The organism is Azospirillum tabaci (assembly GCF_014596085.1).
Lineage (GTDB): Bacteria > Pseudomonadota > Alphaproteobacteria > Azospirillales > Azospirillaceae > Azospirillum > Azospirillum tabaci.
This window is the reverse complement of record NZ_JACCJY010000001.1, coordinates 360,104-377,338: the sequence shown is the minus strand read 5'-3', so window position 1 is coordinate 377,338 and position 17,235 is coordinate 360,104. Positions and strand designations below refer to the sequence as shown.

Here is a 17,235-nt window from a genome sequence, read left to right as displayed (position 1 = left end):
CAGGAAAAAGGACGCTTTTTGCCTGCCTCTGGCCTTCCGCGCGCAAATCGGCGAAACTGGCGCCTGTTGAACATCTTTGCGGACGCGGCAAAGGAACAGGTTCCAGGGACGGGCACCGATGATCACGCTCTACACCTTCGCCTCGCCGAACGGGCAAAAGGCTTCGATCCTGCTGGAAGAGCTGGGTCTCACCTACAAGGTCCACAAGGTCGACCTCGTGGCCGGCGAAGGCCGTCAGCCCGACTATCTGGCGGTCAGCCCGATCGGCAAGATCCCGGCCGTCGTCGAGGATCTGCCCGGCGGCCGGAAGCGCCGCCTGTTCGGGTCGGGGGCCATCCTGCTGCACTACGCGGAGCGCACCGGCCGCCTGCTGCCCGAGGACGAGGACGAGCGGGCGGAGGCGATGAGCTGGCTGATGCTGGGCGTCAGCGACCTCGGCCCCTCGGGGCTGAGCAAGTTCCGCTTCGCGGTCATGGCGCCGGAGAAGATCCCCTACGCCATCGACTACTTCAAAGGCGAGCTGCAGCGCATCCACGCCGCGATGGAGGAGCGTCTGGGCGCATCGGAGTATCTGGCCGGCGGCGCCTACTCCATCGCCGACATCGCCTGTTTCCCCTTCGTGGCCGTGGCCGCCAAGGCGGAAGGCAACGTGCTGGACCGCTACCCCAACCTGAAGCGCTGGCACGACGCGGTCTCGGAGCGCCCGGCGGTCAAGCGCGGCATGGCGGTGCCGGAGTGAGCCGCCTCATGCGCCGCCCCACCGCCGCCATCCTTCTCACCCTCGCCACGCTCCCCCTGCTGGGCGCCTGCCAGACCGCACCGGACGGGACGGAGGCGCAGGCCCTGCTTCCCACCGACGCCGATCCCGGCACCTATTGGCAGGGCGACCGCAGCCAGGCCTACGAGCGCGCCTATGTGGTCGCCCGCAACCCGCAGGAATGGACCGATCTCTGGGCCCGCGTCGGCGAGGCGGCGCCGGGTCCCCTGCCCGGCGACCGCATGGCCGCGGCGGTCTTCCTCGGCCCGCGCGACACCGGCGGCTACGGCGTGTCCATCGTCAGCGCGCGGGCGGCGGGCGGCGATGTGGTCGTCGGCTACCGCGAGCGGGTTCCGGGTCCGGCCCAAGCGGTGGCGCAGATGCAGACGTCGCCTTATGCGGTGCGGCTGATCCCGATGGCGGCGGGGACGGCGAAGTTTCAAAGGGAGAAGTGAGGGGGCACTTGCCCCCACCCTTCCCGCTTCGCAGGAGAGGGAACATGATCCCCTCCCCTGCGTCAGCGGGGGAGGGTTAGGGTGGGGGCACCAACAACTAGCGCTTCCCCACCACCCGCGGATCCAGCGCGTCCTGCAGCCCATCGCCCAGCAGGTTGACGGCGATCACCGTCAAAAAGATCAACAGCCCCGGCCACACCGCCAGCAGAGGCGCGGTTCCCACCAGCTCCTGCGCGTTGGTCAGCATGTTGCCCCAGGAGGGCAGCGGCGGCTGGATGCCCAGTCCGAGAAAGCTCAGCACCGACTCCAGCAGGATCACGTTGCCGACGGTCAGCGTCGTCGCCACAACGGCGGGGGCGGCAACGTTCGGCAGGATGTGGGCCAGCATGATGCGGCGGCTGTCCGCCCCCATCGCCACCGCCGCCCGCACATAGTCGCGCCGCCGCGCCGACAGGGTGGCCCCGCGCACCAGCCGCGCCACCGTTGTCCAGCCGAACAGCGCTACCAGAACGACGATGCGCAGCAGGCTGGCGTCCTCCGCCCCCGCCACCTCCGGCGGGATGCCCAGCCGCGTCAGGTCGATGGCGCCCAGCACGATCAGCAGCGGCAGCAGCGGCAAGGCGATCAGCCCGTCGGTGACGCGCATCAGCAGATCGTCGAGCCGCCCGCCGAAATAGCCGGCCAGCAGCCCGATCCCCGTGCCGATGACGGCGGAGGCCAGCGCCGCCGCCACGCCGACAAACAGCGACACCCGCCCGCCGTAGAGCAGCCGCACCAGCAAGTCGCGCCCCAGTTCGTCCGTGCCCAGCGGATGCAGGGCCGAAGGCGGGCCGAAGCGGTCGAGCAGGCTGATGCCCGTGGCCTCCACCCCCAGCCAGTGTTCCACCCAGGGCGCCGCCGCCGCCGCGACGGCCAGGACCAGCAGCAGCAGGGCGCTGACCGCCGCCAGCCGGTGGCGGGCGAAGCGCCGCAGGAACCGCCCCGCCCTCACGCCCCGTCCCCCTTGAAGGAGATGCGCGGGTCCAGCCCGGCGTAGGCGGCGTCGGCCAGCAGGTTGCCGGCCAGCGTCGTCAGCGTGGCGAACAGCAGCGCCACCAGCGCCACGTTCAGGTCGTTGCCCATGATGCTGTCGTAGATCAGCTTGCCCATGCCCGGCCAGGCGAACATTGTCTCGGTCACCAGCGCGCCGGAGAAGAGGGCGCCGAACTCCAGAGCCACGATGGTCACGATGGGGATGGTCGCGTTGCGCAGCGCGTGGCGCCAGACCACCCGCCCCTCCTCCAGCCCCTTGGCGCGGGCGGTGCGGACGTAATCCTGGCGAAGCTCGCCCATCATCGCGGCGCGGACGTAGCGCGTGTAGCCGCCGATGCTCGCCAGCGTCAGCGAGGCCACCGGCAGCACGAGGTAGGGCAGCCGCTCCCACCAGCTCTCGCCGCCGACCGGGCCGAGGCCGGAGGCGGGCAGCCATTGCAGTTCCACCGCGAAAAGCAGGATCAGCAGCAGCGCCAGCCAGAAGGCCGGGACGGAGATGCCGGCGAAGCAGAACAGGTTGATGGCGTTGTCCGCCCAGCCGTAGGGCCGCCGCGCCGCGTAGACGCCGAGCGGCAGCGCCACCGACAGGGTCAGCGCCATCGCCGCGCCGAGCAGCAGCAGCGTGTTGCCCAGCCGCGGCAGGAGGATCGTCAGCACCGGCTGCGCGTAGAGCCGCGAGAAGCCGAAATCCCCCGTCAGCGCCGCCTGGAGCCAGTGTCCGTAGCGCTCCAGCAGGGGCTTGTCGAGGCCGTAGAGCGCCTTCAGCCGCGCCGCGTCGGCGGGCGTGGCGCGCGGGTTGCCGGCCAGCATCATGTCCACCGGATCGCCCGGCATCAACGTCATCAGGACGGTGATGACGAAGCTCATCAGCAGCAGGACGACCAGCGCCTGGAGCAGACGGGAGGCGAGGAAGCGGGTCATGGAGTGTTGGGGGCATTGCTGAGCGGAGCCCCCCTCCCAACCTCCCCCCGCTGCGCAGGGGGAGGAGCCATTCCCTCCCCTGCGAAGCGGGGGAGGGAGGGACCCACGCGCAAGCGTGGGAGGGTGGGGGCAAACACCCGCGACACCCTCACTCCTTCGCCTTCCACGTCTCGATCCACAGCGTGCTGGAATCCAGATGCCCGGTCGGCACCACACCCTCCAGCCAGGACGGCAGGATGAAGGGATCGGCGCGGAAAAACAGCGGCAGGTTCGGCAGGTCCTGGGCGTAGAGCGTCTGCAGCTTCGCCCACAGCGCGCGGTTGGCGTCGGGCTCGCAGACATGCTCCAGGTCTTCCAGAACCTTGTCCATTTCCGGGTTCCGGTAGCCCGTGTAGTTCTGGCCGGCCCAGTTGTTGCCCTCCGTCGGGATCATGCTGGAATGCAGGATGGTGCGCGGGATGTTCTCCGGCGCGCTGATCCAGGCGAACAGCGCCATCGACTTGAAGCGGCGCTTCTCCAGCGTGTCGCCGAAAAGCACGCGGGCCGGCTCGTTGACGATGCGCACCTCCACGCCGGCCTGCCGCCACTGCGCCTGGAGCACCTGCTGCAACACCTCGCGAGAGCGGTTTCCGGCGGTCGTCATGATCTCCAGCGACAGCCGCTCCCCCTTGGCGTTGTGGCGCACCCCGGCGCGCCGCTCGCTCCAGCCCGCCTCGTCCAGCAGCTTGCCGGCCAGCGCCGGGTCGAAGGCGTAGGTCGGGTAGCCCGGCGCGTGCACGCGGTCGAGCGGGCTGATCTCGTTGTGGGCGACCGGCTGCCGCCCGTCGTAGAGTTGCTTGGAGATCGCCTCGCGGTCGATGGCGTGGAGCAGCGCCCGGCGCACCCGCAAGTCGGCCAGCGCCGGGTTGTCGAGGTTCAGCTCGACATGCTCGAAAAACAGGCCGGGCTTGTAGAAGACGTTGTAGCGGCTGCCGTGCCGCTTCTCGAAGGCGAGCACCTGATCGAGCGGCAGCCCGGTCTCCCCCGGCACCATGTCGACCTGCCCGGCCAGCAGGTTGGCCTCCAGCGCGGCGGTGTTCTCGATGGACTTCACGATCACCCGCTTGAAGGCCGGCTTCGCGCCCCACCAGGTCGGGTTGGACTCCAGCACCACATGGCTGCCAGGCTCGACCTGGGCGATGCGGTAGGGGCCGAACCACAGGCCGGGGTTCGTCGTGTCGGTCTCGTACTTGGAGCGGTTGCGGTAGGTCGCCGGGTCGGCCTCGAACACCGCACGCTCCAGATGGGCGGGCAGGATCTCGAAGTCGTTGATCTCGGCGTAGCTGCACACCGCCTTGTCGCGATGGATGGTGAAGGTGCGCTCGTCCTTCGCGTCGATCGCCACGATGTCGCGCGCGAACAGGTCGAAGTTGCTGTACCCGCTCTGCGGGTGCTTGCCGACGGTCCAGGTGAACAGCACGTCTTCGGTCGTCACCGGCGTGCCGTCGCCCCAGGTCGCCTTGGGGTTGATGGTGTAGGTGACCTTGATGCCCTTCTTGCCGTCGGCCCGCGTCTCGTACTCCGCGGTGCCCTTATCCAGCGCCGGCAGCTCGGTGCAGAGCAGGCAGGTCAGGCGCCAGTCGGGATCGTAGGCGGTGAAGGGCCGGCGCGCCATGGACAGGACGTAGCTCTTGGCCATCATCGCTTCCATGGAAGGGTGCCAGTTGGACGGGAACTGGGTCATGCCGATCACCAGCTCGTCCTTCGCCGCCAGCGCCGGGGTGGCGATGGGGGCGGCGGCCAGAGCGGCGGCCAGGGTGAAAGCGGCCAATCCCGTTCGCATCGCGGCGTCATCTCCGTCCGGTGAAGTCCCGGCTACGAACTATGGGGACCCGCGGCCCTGCGGTCCAGCGCCGATGCGGCTTTCGCGACGTCCCAAGGGAAGCCCCAAGGGAAGCCCTTGACGGAACGGGGCCGCCGGTGTTTGTGGTCTGCCCCATACGCAACCGAATGGATGGGGAGCCCGACAGGCCATGGCCGGCACCGTGACCCTGACCCGCGACGGCGTCGTCGCCACGCTGACCCTCAGCAACCCCGACAAGCTGAACGCCTTCGACAAGCCGATGTGGCTGGCGCTGATCCCGCTGCTGCGCCAACTCGGCGCCGACGAGACGGTGCGCGCGGTTGTGCTGCGCGGCGCCGGCGGGCGGGCCTTCAGCCCCGGCGCCGACATCTCCGAATTCGAGACGGAGCGCAACAGCCCTGAGCAGGGCGCCGACTACGGCGTGCTGATGGACGAGGGGCTGACCCTGCTGCGCGACTTGCCGCACCCGACGCTGGCGGCCATCCAGGGCGCCTGCTGCGGCATCGGGTTGGCCGTGGCGCTGGCCTGCGACCTGCGGGTCTGCACCACCGGCAGCCGCTTCGGCGTGCCGGTCAGCCGGCTCGGCATCTCCATGGCGTTGCCCGAGCTGAAGCTGCTCCACGACATCGCGGGCGGCCCGGCGGCGCTGGAGATCCTGCTGGAGGGCCGCGTCTTCGGCGCGGAGGAGGCCAAGGACAAGCGGCTCGTCCACCGCCTCGTGGCCGACGAAGCCTTCGAGGGCGAAATCGCCGCGACCTGCGAGCGCATCGCCGGGGGCGCCCCGCTGGCCGCCCGGCTGCACAAGCAGTTCGTCCGCCGCCTGTCCGACCCCGCCCCGCTGTCGGAGGCGGAGATCGCCGAATGCTACCACTGCTTCGGCACGGAGGATTTCCGCGAGGGCTACCGGGCGTTCCTGGAGAAGCGCAAGCCGGTGTTCACGGGGCGCTGAGCGCTCGCGCATGCCAGGGTTCACCCCATAGCGATGGTTTCCGGACGGCGGAAGTCCAGATTGGGATCACCATCCCCGCTCCGTCGTTCCATCCTCCGCAGTCGCCATGCCCCGCGCCACCCGCTTCATTCCCTTCATCATCGCCTGCGCCTTGTTCATGGAGAATCTGGACGCGACGGTGATCGCCACCGCGCTGCCGGAGATCGCGCGGTCGATGGGCGAGGACCCGCTGCGCCTCAGCCTCGCCATGACCTCCTACATGCTGGCGCTGGCGGTGTTCCTGCCGGTCAGCGGCTGGATGGCCGACCGCTACGGCACGCGGACGGTCTTCGCGGCGGCCATCGGGGTGTTCACCGTCGGCTCGATCCTCTGCGGCCAGTCGGACGGGCTGTACGAACTGGTGGGGGCGCGCATCGTTCAGGGGCTGGGCGGGGCGATGATGGTGCCGGTCGGGCGGCTGATCCTGCTGAAGACGGTGCCCAAGGAGAAGCTGGTCGCCGCCATGGCCCAGATGACCCTGCCGGCGCTGATCGGCCCGGCGCTGGGGCCGCTGGTCGGCGGCTTCATCGCCACCTACGCCTCCTGGCGCTGGATCTTCTACATCAACGTGCCGATCGGGCTGATCGGGATCGCGCTGGTGCTGACCCTGATCCCCAACGTGCGGGAGAGCGAGCGCGACCCCTTCGACGGCCGCGGCTTCATGCTGAGCGCGCTGGCCCTGGCCGCGCTGATGTTCGGGCTGGAGAATGTGGGGCGCGGGGTTCTGCCGCCCGCCGCGGTCGCCGGGGTGCTGGGGCTGGGCTTCGCCGCCGCGTGGCTCTACCTGCGCCACGCCCGCGGGATGGAGCGGCCGGTGCTCGACCCCTCGCTGCTGCGGCTGCCGACCTACTTCGCCTCGGTCATGGGCGGCACGCTGTTCCGCATCGGCATCGGCGCCGTGCCCTTCCTGATGCCGCTGATGCTCCAGGTCGGCTTCGGGCGCACGCCGTTTGAGTCCGGGGCGCTGACCTTCGCCGGGGCCGCCGGGGCGCTGACCATGAAGGCGCTGGCCGGTCCCATCCTGCGCCGGCTGGGCTTCCGCCGCGTGCTGACCGCCAACGCGCTGCTCAGCGGCCTGATCCTGGCGAGCTACGCCGCCTTCCGGCCCGAGACGGCGCACTGGGTCATCCTGGGCGCGCTGCTGATGGGCGGCTTCTTCCGCTCGCTGCAGTTCACCGGCCTGAACAGCCTGGCCTACGCCGAGGTGCCCAAGGCGTGCCTGAGCCGCGCCAACACGCTGGCCAGCGTGATGCAGCAGGTCTCGCTCAGCCTGGGCGTCGCGGTCGGGGCGACGGTGCTGCACCTGACGCAGAGCGTCACCGGCGGCCCCGGCGCCGCGCTGACCCCCACCGACTTCGTGCCGGCCTTCCTGACGGTCGGCGGGATGGCCTGCGTCTCGGCCCTGTTCTTCCTGCGGTTGCCGCCAGACGCCGGCGCGGAGATCAGCGGCCACCGCGCCCGCGCGCGGGCCAAGGAGCCGCCGCGCGCGCTCGAAGCCGCCGATTGAGCCGCAACCGGGCCAGACGCAACCGAATCAGCGGTCCTCCCAGTCCGGTTCGTCGGCCTTGAGAAGCTCCAGGAGCCGGGCGACCCGACCCGAGGGGGGATGCTGCGTCGCCTCCCCCATGTAATCGTCGGCGCCGGTCCAGCTGGTGGCTTCCATCAGTTCGGCGGGGCTGGCGCCCGTGCCGATGATGCTGGCGATGCGCATGTCGTCCAGGCGCCCGCAGATGTCGATCACCTGATCGCGGGTGAGCGCCGGCTGATGCTGATCGGGCATTCGGACCCCCTCCTTCCCAAATCCGCGTCAGACCCGATTAGCGGCCCGTCTGCCGTCCCGCGCAACGGCGCAAGGGTGGAGGCCCCGCCGCAACAAGGGGGATACGCCTCCCCCGAGTCTCCCGGTGCTGCGCCGGGCCTCGATTGTCGTCCGAGCAAATCCAGCGCGGCGACGTCGTCCTTCGGTTGCGGGAACGGCAAAAATCCCACAATGCGGGATAAACAAATGTGCGCTCTTCGCAGCACAAAGGAAAATTCTTACCAAGCTTGGCTCTTTTTCATGCGGCGAGCCTTTGGTTGGGGGTGCGTTCGCCGCGCGTTCCCGGTATAAATGAGCATGGCGGCTATGCGCCGTCTTCAAGAATGAACGGGAGGCTCCCCGCCAGGGCGCGGGCAGCAAGACAGGCATGATGGACTGGGACAAGCTTCGGGTCTTCCACGCCGTGGCCGAGGCTGGAAGTTTCACGCACGCCGGCGAGACGCTGAACCTCAGCCAGTCGGCGGTCAGCCGCCAGATCAGCGCGCTGGAGGAGAGCCTGGGTGTGCCGCTGTTTCACCGGCACGCGCGCGGCCTGATCCTGACCGAGCAGGGCGAGCTTCTGCACCGCACCGCCCGCGACGTCTTCGCCAAGCTGTCGATGACCGAAGCGATGCTGACCGAAAGCCGGGAGCATCCGAAGGGTCCGTTGCGCGTGACCACCACGGTGGCCTTCGGCTCGACTTGGCTGACCCCGCGCGTCAACGAATTCCTGTCGATCTACCCGGACATCCAGCTCACCCTGCTGATCGACGACAACGAGCTGGATCTGGCGATGCGCGAGGCGGACATCGCCATCCGCATGAACACGCCGCGCCAGCCCGACCTGATCCAGCGCCACCTGATGTCGGTGCATTTCCATCTCTACGCCCATCAGGAGTATCTGAAGAAGCGCGGCGCCCCGAAGATCCCCGCCGACCTGGACGGGCATGACATCGTCGCCTATCCGCCGGACGTCCGCGCCCCGATCGCCAACGTCAATTGGATCAACGAGGTGGGCGACCCGGCCCCGGGGGCGCGCAAGCCGATCCTGCAGGTCAACAGCATCTACGCCATGTACCGCGCCGTGGAGAGCGGCCTGGGCATCGCCGCCCTGCCCGACTTCCTGGTGGACGGCAGCAAGGAACTGACCCGCGTCCTGCCCGATGTGGACGGCCCGAAGGTCGACGCCTACTTCGTCTACGCCGAGGAACTGCGCCATTCCAAGCGCATCGCGGTGTTCCGCGACTTCCTGGTGAAGAAGGTGGCGGAGTCGGCCTTCTGACCCAGCCCAGCCTTTGGGCAAGCAAGACAGTTGCCTGTTTTTGATGCACGGGCGCTCGGCAATCCATGCCGGGCGCCTTTCATTTTGTACGGATTGTACCGAAACCCGTCCCGCATCTTTGCAATCCGGTTGCCGCTTTTCATGCGGGGCCACCCGTTCTTCAGCGCCATACGCCCCCGCACGCTATTTTTTCACGTTTGTTCAAGCCCTTACAAGCTATGCGGTTCTCGCATGGCCGAATTGGATATTTGGGGATGGAATCCTTTGGGCAGAATGGTCAAATCTTGGGCGTTGGATGTTGCGCCGCAGCATCCGGCGTTTCGTCCCGGAAGCCCGCTTCCGGGGTTGGGTCTTCGGACCCAGCGTCTCCCAGACGTGAAGCCTCCCTGTTCAACTCGCCGCTAGCCCATTGGGTTAGCGGCAGTTTTTTTGACCGGGCGGTGGATGGTTCGGATGGGAGCGACCAGCGCGTCATCGGGCGCTGGGAAGACGGGCGCCCTCGCGCGCGTAGATCTGGCGCGGCGCGCAATACTCGTCGAGTTGCACCACCACGGCTCCGGGCTGGCTGTTCAAGCCCATCCAGGCATCGTAGCCGACGATGTCACCCGGTATGTTGCGATACAGGCCATAGGCGAGATAGCGGACGTCGGACACCGGTATCCCCACCCCGGCGAGGGACGAGGCGACGGTCGCGTTGCAGCGGTTCGGGCTCATCCGATCCAGAACGCTCAGCGCGCCGGGTTCGGGGGCGGCCTGCGGCGGCGGGCTCAGCCCGGAGCAGGCGGCCACGAGGACCACCGCCGCCATGGCTCCGCCCCGCTGAATGGTCCGGAGACACGCTGCTTTGCCGACCGTTCCGTCCGTCATCGGACCATCCTCCCGCAAGCCGCTCCCTCGGGTCAACAGGTGGGGGGATGTCCTGTGCCGGGGCTGCGACCCGCGGCCGGTCCGCCTCAATCCACCACTTTGATGCCCTTCGGGCGGCTCGTTTCGGTCGGCAGATGGTCGGCGGACAGGACTCGCTGGTAGGTGCCGTTCGTTTGCACCATCACGCGTTGGCCGGGGCCGAAGACCGGCTCATTGGCCGCCTGTTCCTGCACGATGGTGATCGTGCGGCCGGTGGCCAGCGTCACCACATACTCGATCCCCGTGCGGTCCGAGATCGCCTGCTCCGCCACGGCTCCGGCCACGGCGCCCACCAGCGCACCGCCGAGGATCGCCGCCACGTTGCCGGAGCCCTTGCCGACGTTGGACATCGCCAGTCCGCCGGCAGCGCCACCGACCAGCCCGCCGGCCCCCGTGTTCTGGCCCGTGATGTCCACCGGACGGGTCGCCATCACGGTGCCGAACTCGACCGAGGTCGCCTGGCCGACGTCCCGGTAGCTGTAACGGTTCTGGCTCTGGCTGGCGCAGGCGCCAAGCGACAGGGCCGCCACGCCCAGAATCGCCGCGGCCAAGCCGCACTTCATCGATTGCCGGTGTTTCGTTTCTTGATTCAGGAAGGACATCGCACCCTCATGCACGCACAGCGCGGCACCCCAAGCCGGGCGCCACCGCGACGAGCATGGCCGGGCAGCGGATCGATGTCCATGCGAGAATACGTCATTGCGGTGCCGTTCCCGCGAGACCCGTTCCTTTCAAGCGGACCGCGCCCAAACGGACCGTCTTGAAGCGGATCGGGCCGTCACCAGCCCCGGCCCGACGACCAGCCGCCATAGAACTGCACGCTCGGCCGTGGGTAGGGACGCGGCCCCCAATCGTTCCGCCACCCGCGATGGTGATGGTGACGGGGCGGCGGCCCCCAATAGGGAGGCGGGGCGACCACGATGGGTGGCGGCGGGCGGTAGCCGGGCACGACGATCACCCGGCTTCCCGGCGGCGGCACGATCACCGTCGGCCCGCCATAGGGAGGACCGCCGTACCACGACCCGCGGTCGCGCGGGCCGTGCGCGTCCGCCGCCGTCGGCGAAACGGCCAGCGCCAGCGCCGCGGCGATGCCCAGCACCGCCATGCGGGCTGCCGGACGAAAACCCCCGGCCGTGCCCAGAGGACGAAAGCGGTGGAGGAACGTGGGGATCAGCGCGCTCATGCCGGCCTTCCTTCGCAGGTCCGGCGGCGCCCGTCGACCGAAGTCCGGCGCCGCCACACTGGAATGAACAGGCGGCCCCGCCGGACTATTCCCGGCCAGACTGCTCCGGGACGGGCCGGCGACCGTACGGCGGCAAGGGCCTCAATGGCTCATCAGGACCGGAACCGTCATGTGCTCCAGCATGTAGCGGGTCATGCCGCCCAGCACCTGTTCGCGCAACCGCGACCGGCCATAGGCGCCCATGACCAGAAGATCGCAGGATTCGTCGGCGACCGTGTTCAGCAGCGTGTCGCCCGGGTCGATCTGGTCGGTCACGATGTGGGTGGCCTCCACCCGGCAGCCATGGCGCGACAGGTGCTTGGCGATGTCCGCGCCCGGCTCGTCGCCGATGCCGGCGGGGCCGGCCTTGGGGTTGACCGCCATCACCACCACGCGCTTGGCGGCGGTCAGGATGGGCATGGCGTCGGCCACCGCGCGGGCCGCCTCGCGGCTGCCGTTCCAGGCGACCAGCACACGCTCTCCGATGTGGGGGAAATTGCCGGCGTAGGGCACGACCAGCAGCGGGCGCCCGCATTCGAACACCAGATCCTGCGGCAGCGTGACCGGACGGTCACGGTCGCGGTGCGGATCGGCCTGCCCGACCACCACCACGTCGGCGTAGCGCCCGTGCAGCGCCGCCCTGTCCGTCGGATGCCCGTAGAGCACCCGCCATTCCGAGCGGTCGGTCAGGCCGTTGCGGCGCACCGCGTCGGTGAAGAGGGCTTCCGCCTTGGCGGTCTGGCTCTCGGTGAAGCCGCGCTGCATGGCGCGCACCTCGTTCGGCAACTCGGCCTCGACATAACCGGGCAGGGTCAGCGGAACGACGGAGTAGAGGCCGGTGATGTGGCTGTCGGTGCGCGCGGCCAGTTGGGCGGCGGCATCGATTCGCGCCGCTGCTGCGTCGGTGTCGTCGACGACCACCAGCAAATCCTTGAGTGCCATGGCGATTCTCCCTCGCTCGCGCGGGTGGGCGATCGTGGTGCACCACCTCTTCTCGCGCATTGGTCGAAATTATAGCCCGGCACGGGCCGTTCTGGCGACGGTCAGAATGGAGAACGCTGGCATTCCGCATCTGCGCGCCCGTTCGGCCCCGTCGCCGGCCTACGATTCAACCGCCAATGGCCCGCGCTCGCGCCGGCAACCTGCCGTGGTCCGGCGCGGACCCGCACACGACTCGCCAGCCCGGAACACCGCCGATGCCACAAATCCAATCAACTTCCATCGAAACATCAACCGTGATTTGCACGAATACCCGAGTATGATGGTTGGCGCCGTCGTCCGGCAATTATAGTGGGGCGATGCTTTCCGCCATCTTCGGCGGCTTTGGTTTTGACGGGCGGGCATTCTTTCGCGTAAGTGTTGATCGTGGTTTTCCCAACGGTGTCTCGACCATTCCCGCCCATGAAGCCGGACCCTCATCTCGCCTCGCTTGCCGCAGCCCTGTCCGGCACCGCTTCCGGGGCGCCGGCGCTCGACACCCTGCGGCAGCTTCTCGACGTCATGCCGGCGATGGTCGGCCTGCTCGACACGCAGCGGCGGCACCTCTACGCCAACCAGGCGTATCTGGACTACATGGGCCGCACGCTGGACTCCCTCATCGGGACGACGGTGGGCGACATCCTCGGGCCGGAGACGCTGCGCAACAACAGCGCTGCGGTTGAGCGCGCGCTGGACGGCGAGACGGTGCAGGTGGAGGGCTGGCTTCCCCGGTCCGGCGGCGGCAACGACTATGTGACGCGGGTGCACGCGCCCTACCGCGACCCGGACGGCTCGATCGCCGGCTATTTCGTCATCATGCAGAACATGACGGAGCGGCGGCGCACCCAGGACGACCTTTTCCGGCTGGCCTACTACGACCCGGTGACCGGGCTGGCGAACCGGCTCCTGCTGGTCAAGCACATGGCCGATTTCCACGCGATGGGGGAACCCTTCACGGTGGTGATCGTGGATTTCGACCGCTTCGTCGACGTGCGCACCAGCATGGGCCAGGGCTTCGCCAACGAGATCCTGACCGACGTCGCGACGCGGCTGAGCGTGCGGGCCGGGTCGGTCGACCTGATCGCCCGCATCAGCGACCACGCCTTCGCGCTGCTGATCGGCGGCACGCAGGACCCGCTGGCGGTGGAGGAGCGGCTGTCCACCATCGCGTCGCTGGTGCGCTCCGCCAAGACGGCGTCGGGCGCCTCGGTGTTCCTGTCGGCCAGCATCGGCGTCGCCGCCTCCTGCGACACCCACACGCGTCCGGAGGACGTGCTGCGCGACGCGGAGATCGCCACCGGCCGTGCCCGCGAGCAGGGTGGCGGGCGCCACGCCTGGTTCGATCCGGCCATGCACGCCCGCGTCGTCGAGCAGGTGCGGCTTGAGCATGACCTGCGCCGCGCGCTGGAGCGCGGCGAGGAGCTGTGGGTCGCCTATCAGCCGATCGTCGAGATGGTGACCGGCGGGCTGGCCGGCTTCGAGGCGCTGGTGCGCTGGAACCATCCGGAGCGCGGCAACATCCCCCCCGGCATCTTCATCCCGATCGCCGAGAGCACCGGCCTGATCGTCACGCTGGGCGCCTGGGTGCTGCGCGAGGCGTGCCGGCAGATCGCCGCATGGCAGGACCAGCGCCTGCCCGGCTCCGCCAACCTGTTCATGAGCATCAACCTCTCCACCCGCCAGTTGAACGACCCCGACATGGTCTCGCTGGTGCGCGACGTTCTGCGCGAGACCGGGGCCGAGCCGTCCTGGATCAAGCTGGAGATCACCGAAAGCGCGGTCATGGAAAAGGCCGAGCAGTCGATCCGGCTGCTGCAGACCTTGCGCGGGCTGGGCATCAAGATGTCCATCGACGATTTCGGCACCGGTTATTCGTCGCTGTCCTACCTGCACAAGCTGCCCATCGACAGCCTGAAGGTGGACCGCTCCTTCGTCATGGCCATGCACCAGTCGGAGGAAAACCGCGCCATCGTCCGCATCATCATGGATCTGGCACGGCTTCTCGGCTTCGACGTCATCGCCGAGGGCATCGAGACGAGCGCCGACGCCAACCTGCTGCGCGCGCTCGCCTGCGACTATGGCCAGGGCTATCATTTCGCCCGCCCGATGCCCGCCGCCGACGCCGACCGGCTGGTCGGCGCGGAGCATCTGCCCTGGCAGGTGCCGCGCTAGGCGGCACCCCTCGTCCATTCAATAATAAGGATCGCCGAGCCCTTCGGCCTCGAAGGTCGCCCGGACGGCGGGGCGGTCCAGCACGCGGGCGAGGTACGGGCCGAGGTTGGGCAGGCTGCGTGCCGGGGTTCCCATGAAGCGGGTCCAGCGGGCCAGCATGAACAGGTAGGGATCGACGGCGCTGTAGCGGTCGCCCAGGAACCACGCCTTGTCTCCCAGCTCGCGGTCCAGAAGCGCGAAGCGCTCCAGAAGCCGCGCTTCCGCCATGGCCTTGACCGAGGCCTGCGCCGCCGCCCCCTCGGCGTGGCGCTCCGGGTAGAAATAGACCAGCATGTCGGCCTGGACGGTGTTGGTCAGGAAGACCAGCCATTTGTAGAAATGCGCGCGCTCCGCCGTGCCGAGCGTGGGGGCCAGCCGGGCGGCCGGATGCGACTCGGCCAGATGCAGGCAAATCGCCGCTGCCTCGAACAGCACCAGATCGCCGTCCACCAACGTCGGCACCCGTCCGTTGGGGTTCAGGCGCAGATAGTCCGGCGCCTTGTGCGCGGCGGTGGCGCGGTCCAGCAGGACCAGGTCGAAGGGCAGCCCGATCTCGCGCAGCAGGATGTGCGGCGCCATCGACGCGCTGCTCGGCATTCCATACAAGGTGATCATCTTTCCCCTTCTCTTCCGAAACTCCGGAGCTTGTGCAACGAGCCGGGGCGTCATGCAGGATGGGAATGCCCGCCCCACCCCCTGATTCTCCGGCTTTGTCAGGAGGACCAACCATGCCTATGATCGGAGGCGCCGTTTAACATTTTCAACAGCGGCGAACCAGCATCGGCAACGACCGACTCCGGCAGCGAACACAGGGATAGAGATCATGACCGAACAGGGCGTCGCGGCGACTGAAAGTTTTGGGGCTGGAAACTCAGCCGCCAGCCGCGACAAGGCGTATTTCCTCCACCCCTACACGAACCTGCACGCGCACGAGACCCAGGGCCCGCTGATCATCGAGCGGGGCGAGGGCGTGCGCGTCTTCGACGACAGCGGCAAGGAATACATCGAGGGCTTGGCCAGCCTGTGGTGCGTGTCGCTGGGCTGGGGTGAGGAGCGTCTGGTCGAGGCCGCCACCCGCCAGATGCGCAAGCTGCCGACCTACCATGTGTTCGGCCACAAGAGCCACGAGCCGGGCATCGATCTGGCCGAGCGGCTGATCAAGCTGGCCCCGGTGCCGATGTCCAAGGTGTTCTTCGCCAACTCCGGGTCGGAGGCGAACGACACGGCCGTCAAGCTGGTCTGGTACTACAACAACGCGCTGGGCCGCCCGGAGAAGAAGAAGATCCTGTCGCGCGTGAAGGCCTATCACGGCGTCACCGTGGCGACGGCCAGCCTGACCGGCCTGGTGAACAACCACCGCGATTTCGACCTGCCGATCGCGCGCATCCAGCACACCGACTGCCCGCACCATTACCGCTTCGCCGAGCCCGGCGAGAGCGAGGAGGATTTCGCGACCCGTCTGGCGGAAAGCCTGGAGGCGCTGATCCTGGCCGAGGGGCCGGAGACCATCGCGGCCATGTTCGCCGAGCCGGTGATGGGCGCCGGCGGCGTCATCGTCCCGCCCGCGACCTACTTCGCGAAGATCCAGCCGATCCTGAAGAAGTACGACATCCTTTTGGTCGCCGACGAGGTGATCTGCGGCTTCGGGCGCACCGGGAATTTCTGGGGCAGCCAGACCATGGGCATGCAGCCGGACATCCTGACCTGCGCCAAGCAGCTGTCCTCCGGCTATCTGCCGATCTCCGCCGTGATGGTGTCGGACGCGGTCTACCGGGCCTGTGTCGAGGAGAGCAAGAAGATCGGCACCTTCGGCCACGGCTACACCTACTCCGCCCATCCGGTGGCAGCGGCGGTCGCGATCGAGACGCTGAAGATCTACGAGGAGCGGGATCTGGTCGGCCATGTCCGCGCCGTCGCCCCGCTGTTCCAGCGCCGGCTGAAGGCCCTGGCCGACCACCCGCTGGTCGGCGAGGCGCGCGGCGTCGGGCTGATCGGCGCCCTCGAACTGGTCGCCGACAAGGAGACCAAGGCCCCGTTCGATCCGGTGGGCCGGGCCGGCGCCGTCGTGAACGGGCTGAGCCAGGAGAACGGCCTGATCATCCGCGCCATGGGCGACAGCGTGGCGGTCTGCCCGCCGCTGGTCATCGGCGAGGAGGACATCAACCTGATGTTCGACCGCCTGACCACGGCGCTGAACGCCGCGATTCCCGTTCTGCGCGGATAACGGCCGGCTCCGCGACGACGAAGGGCTGCTCCGCCATCCGGCGCGGGCGGCCCTTTTCGTTCCAAGACGTCGTTCGGGCTGAGGCAGGCGTCAGGACCGGGCGGTGTTGATGACGTGCGACGAGACCGGGACGCCCGCCGCCGCCGCGTCGCGGATCAGCGCATCGGCGGTCGGCCAGAGCATGCGCCCGTCCAACTGCACCAGCGTGTCCCCGCGCACGGCCATATAGCCGCCCACGCTCGCCATGTAGATCAGCCGCGCCAGACGCTCCGGCCGCGGCAGGGGCGCCGCCGGGGAAACCAATGCAGCGGGGGCCGGACGGAAGGGAATCACCGTGCTCCCGCCAGGACCGATGGCACCACGGCTCGGCTCAGTGCCGGACATTCGCCGGCCACGCGCGCTGTCGAACGTCAGAATGGCATTCATTGCACGACACTCCCCATCAACGGCTTGAGTGAACCCTCTCACTTCCCCCTGTTAGCGTCCATACGACCTTGTTCGTAAAAGAACACGCCAAAGGTATTCGGCGTTATTGGACAGGAAACAGCCGGCTTATTGCTGTCGGCAATACATTGCGAACATTCAAAAAGACTTGTTATCATCAACAGGATGGCGGGA

General features: G+C 68.6%; 17 protein-coding genes. 7 read left to right on the top strand and 10 right to left on the bottom strand.

All coding sequences use genetic code 11. The features are described from left to right. Positions 1-118 precede the first annotated feature (118 nt). Both H0B54_RS01820 and H0B54_RS01815 read left to right on the top strand, forming a co-directional pair. Entirely contained in the window at positions 119-739 is a 621-nt protein-coding gene (locus tag H0B54_RS01820) for a glutathione S-transferase family protein (RefSeq protein ID WP_188258999.1), read from the top strand. A gap of 8 nt (positions 740-747) precedes the next feature. After that, positions 748-1,212: a protease complex subunit PrcB family protein gene (locus tag H0B54_RS01815; RefSeq protein ID WP_188258998.1), complete on the top strand. Its 465-nt coding sequence runs from the start codon at positions 748-750 to the stop codon at positions 1,210-1,212. A 97-nt stretch (positions 1,213-1,309) separates the two neighbouring features. On the opposite strand, the gene H0B54_RS01810 is transcribed toward H0B54_RS01815, so the two are convergent. The 3 genes from H0B54_RS01810 to H0B54_RS01800 form a co-directional block, all read right to left on the bottom strand. Continuing rightward, entirely contained in the window at positions 1,310-2,203 is an 894-nt protein-coding gene (locus H0B54_RS01810) for an ABC transporter permease subunit (RefSeq protein WP_188258997.1), read from the bottom strand. Then, complete coding sequence (locus tag H0B54_RS01805) at positions 2,200-3,165, bottom strand: ABC transporter permease (RefSeq protein WP_188258996.1); 966 nt, start codon at positions 3,163-3,165, stop codon at positions 2,200-2,202. Before H0B54_RS01805 ends, H0B54_RS01810 begins: the two co-directional genes overlap by 4 nt. Positions 3,166-3,313: 148 nt before the next feature. After that, positions 3,314-4,987, bottom strand: a complete 1,674-nt coding sequence (locus tag H0B54_RS01800; protein ID WP_188258995.1) for a peptide ABC transporter substrate-binding protein — start codon at positions 4,985-4,987, stop codon at positions 3,314-3,316. Positions 4,988-5,177: 190 nt separating this feature from the next. On the opposite strand from H0B54_RS01800, the gene H0B54_RS01795 reads away from it, so the two are divergent. Beyond that, on the top strand, positions 5,178-5,957 hold the full coding sequence (locus H0B54_RS01795; RefSeq protein WP_188258994.1) for an enoyl-CoA hydratase-related protein: 780 nt from the start codon (positions 5,178-5,180) through the stop codon (positions 5,955-5,957). A 106-nt stretch (positions 5,958-6,063) separates the two neighbouring features. Further along, positions 6,064-7,503 carry a DHA2 family efflux MFS transporter permease subunit gene (locus H0B54_RS01790; RefSeq protein WP_188258993.1) on the top strand — a complete coding sequence of 480 codons (1,440 nt, stop codon included), beginning with the start codon at positions 6,064-6,066 and terminating at the stop codon, positions 7,501-7,503. Between the two features lie 27 nt (positions 7,504-7,530). Here H0B54_RS01790 and H0B54_RS01785 read toward each other — a convergent pair whose 3' ends face one another. Further along, positions 7,531-7,776 (bottom strand): hypothetical protein, encoded by a 246-nt coding sequence (locus H0B54_RS01785; RefSeq protein WP_094301800.1) that lies wholly within the window; start codon positions 7,774-7,776, stop codon positions 7,531-7,533. Between the two features lie 409 nt (positions 7,777-8,185). Here H0B54_RS01785 and H0B54_RS01780 point away from each other — a divergent pair, with 409 nt between their 5' ends. Beyond that, complete coding sequence (locus tag H0B54_RS01780; RefSeq protein ID WP_041811445.1) at positions 8,186-9,076, top strand: LysR family transcriptional regulator; 891 nt, start codon at positions 8,186-8,188, stop codon at positions 9,074-9,076. Between the two features lie 471 nt (positions 9,077-9,547). Here H0B54_RS01780 and H0B54_RS01775 read toward each other — a convergent pair whose 3' ends face one another. From H0B54_RS01775 to H0B54_RS01760, 4 genes are all read right to left on the bottom strand, one after another. Beyond that, positions 9,548-9,883 (bottom strand): hypothetical protein, encoded by a 336-nt coding sequence (locus tag H0B54_RS01775; protein ID WP_211109109.1) that lies wholly within the window; start codon positions 9,881-9,883, stop codon positions 9,548-9,550. Between the two features lie 146 nt (positions 9,884-10,029). After that, positions 10,030-10,533, bottom strand: coding sequence for an outer membrane lipoprotein (locus H0B54_RS01770; RefSeq protein WP_246472209.1), 504 nt, complete (start codon positions 10,531-10,533; stop codon positions 10,030-10,032). Between the two features lie 227 nt (positions 10,534-10,760). Beyond that, positions 10,761-11,165, bottom strand: coding sequence for a hypothetical protein (locus H0B54_RS01765; RefSeq protein WP_188258992.1), 405 nt, complete (start codon positions 11,163-11,165; stop codon positions 10,761-10,763). Positions 11,166-11,306: 141 nt separating this feature from the next. Next, on the bottom strand, positions 11,307-12,146 hold the full coding sequence (locus H0B54_RS01760; protein ID WP_188258991.1) for a universal stress protein: 840 nt from the start codon (positions 12,144-12,146) through the stop codon (positions 11,307-11,309). Between the two features lie 459 nt (positions 12,147-12,605). On the opposite strand from H0B54_RS01760, the gene H0B54_RS01755 reads away from it, so the two are divergent. After that, complete coding sequence (locus H0B54_RS01755; RefSeq protein ID WP_188258990.1) at positions 12,606-14,354, top strand: putative bifunctional diguanylate cyclase/phosphodiesterase; 1,749 nt, start codon at positions 12,606-12,608, stop codon at positions 14,352-14,354. An 18-nt stretch (positions 14,355-14,372) separates the two neighbouring features. On the opposite strand, the gene H0B54_RS01750 is transcribed toward H0B54_RS01755, so the two are convergent. Then, complete coding sequence (locus H0B54_RS01750; RefSeq protein ID WP_188258989.1) at positions 14,373-15,008, bottom strand: glutathione S-transferase family protein; 636 nt, start codon at positions 15,006-15,008, stop codon at positions 14,373-14,375. Between the two features lie 208 nt (positions 15,009-15,216). Here H0B54_RS01750 and H0B54_RS01745 point away from each other — a divergent pair, with 208 nt between their 5' ends. Next, positions 15,217-16,617 carry an aspartate aminotransferase family protein gene (locus tag H0B54_RS01745; protein ID WP_094301786.1) on the top strand — a complete coding sequence of 467 codons (1,401 nt, stop codon included), beginning with the start codon at positions 15,217-15,219 and terminating at the stop codon, positions 16,615-16,617. A 90-nt stretch (positions 16,618-16,707) separates the two neighbouring features. Here H0B54_RS01745 and H0B54_RS01740 read toward each other — a convergent pair whose 3' ends face one another. Further along, positions 16,708-16,950: a hypothetical protein gene (locus H0B54_RS01740; RefSeq protein WP_211109108.1), complete on the bottom strand. Its 243-nt coding sequence runs from the start codon at positions 16,948-16,950 to the stop codon at positions 16,708-16,710. Between the last annotated feature and the right edge of the window lie 285 nt (positions 16,951-17,235).

What these genes read in the sequence shown, in the direction of transcription:
- H0B54_RS01820 (WP_188258999.1), top strand. Translation starts at nt 119, where the DNA reads ATGATCACGCTCTACACCTTCGCCTCGCCGAACGGGCAAAAGGCTTCG.
- H0B54_RS01815 (WP_188258998.1), top strand. Translation starts at nt 748, where the DNA reads ATGCGCCGCCCCACCGCCGCCATCCTTCTCACCCTCGCCACGCTCCCC.
- H0B54_RS01805 (WP_188258996.1), bottom strand. Translation starts at nt 3,165, where the DNA reads ATGACCCGCTTCCTCGCCTCCCGTCTGCTCCAGGCGCTGGTCGTCCTG.
- H0B54_RS01800 (WP_188258995.1), bottom strand. Translation starts at nt 4,987, where the DNA reads ATGCGAACGGGATTGGCCGCTTTCACCCTGGCCGCCGCTCTGGCCGCC.
- H0B54_RS01795 (WP_188258994.1), top strand. Translation starts at nt 5,178, where the DNA reads ATGGCCGGCACCGTGACCCTGACCCGCGACGGCGTCGTCGCCACGCTG.
- H0B54_RS01790 (WP_188258993.1), top strand. Translation starts at nt 6,064, where the DNA reads ATGCCCCGCGCCACCCGCTTCATTCCCTTCATCATCGCCTGCGCCTTG.
- H0B54_RS01785 (WP_094301800.1), bottom strand. Translation starts at nt 7,776, where the DNA reads ATGCCCGATCAGCATCAGCCGGCGCTCACCCGCGATCAGGTGATCGAC.
- H0B54_RS01780 (WP_041811445.1), top strand. Translation starts at nt 8,186, where the DNA reads ATGGACTGGGACAAGCTTCGGGTCTTCCACGCCGTGGCCGAGGCTGGA.
- H0B54_RS01775 (WP_211109109.1), bottom strand. Translation starts at nt 9,883, where the DNA reads ATGGCGGCGGTGGTCCTCGTGGCCGCCTGCTCCGGGCTGAGCCCGCCG.
- H0B54_RS01765 (WP_188258992.1), bottom strand. Translation starts at nt 11,165, where the DNA reads ATGAGCGCGCTGATCCCCACGTTCCTCCACCGCTTTCGTCCTCTGGGC.
- H0B54_RS01760 (WP_188258991.1), bottom strand. Translation starts at nt 12,146, where the DNA reads ATGGCACTCAAGGATTTGCTGGTGGTCGTCGACGACACCGACGCAGCA.
- H0B54_RS01755 (WP_188258990.1), top strand. Translation starts at nt 12,606, where the DNA reads ATGAAGCCGGACCCTCATCTCGCCTCGCTTGCCGCAGCCCTGTCCGGC.
- H0B54_RS01750 (WP_188258989.1), bottom strand. Translation starts at nt 15,008, where the DNA reads ATGATCACCTTGTATGGAATGCCGAGCAGCGCGTCGATGGCGCCGCAC.
- H0B54_RS01745 (WP_094301786.1), top strand. Translation starts at nt 15,217, where the DNA reads ATGACCGAACAGGGCGTCGCGGCGACTGAAAGTTTTGGGGCTGGAAAC.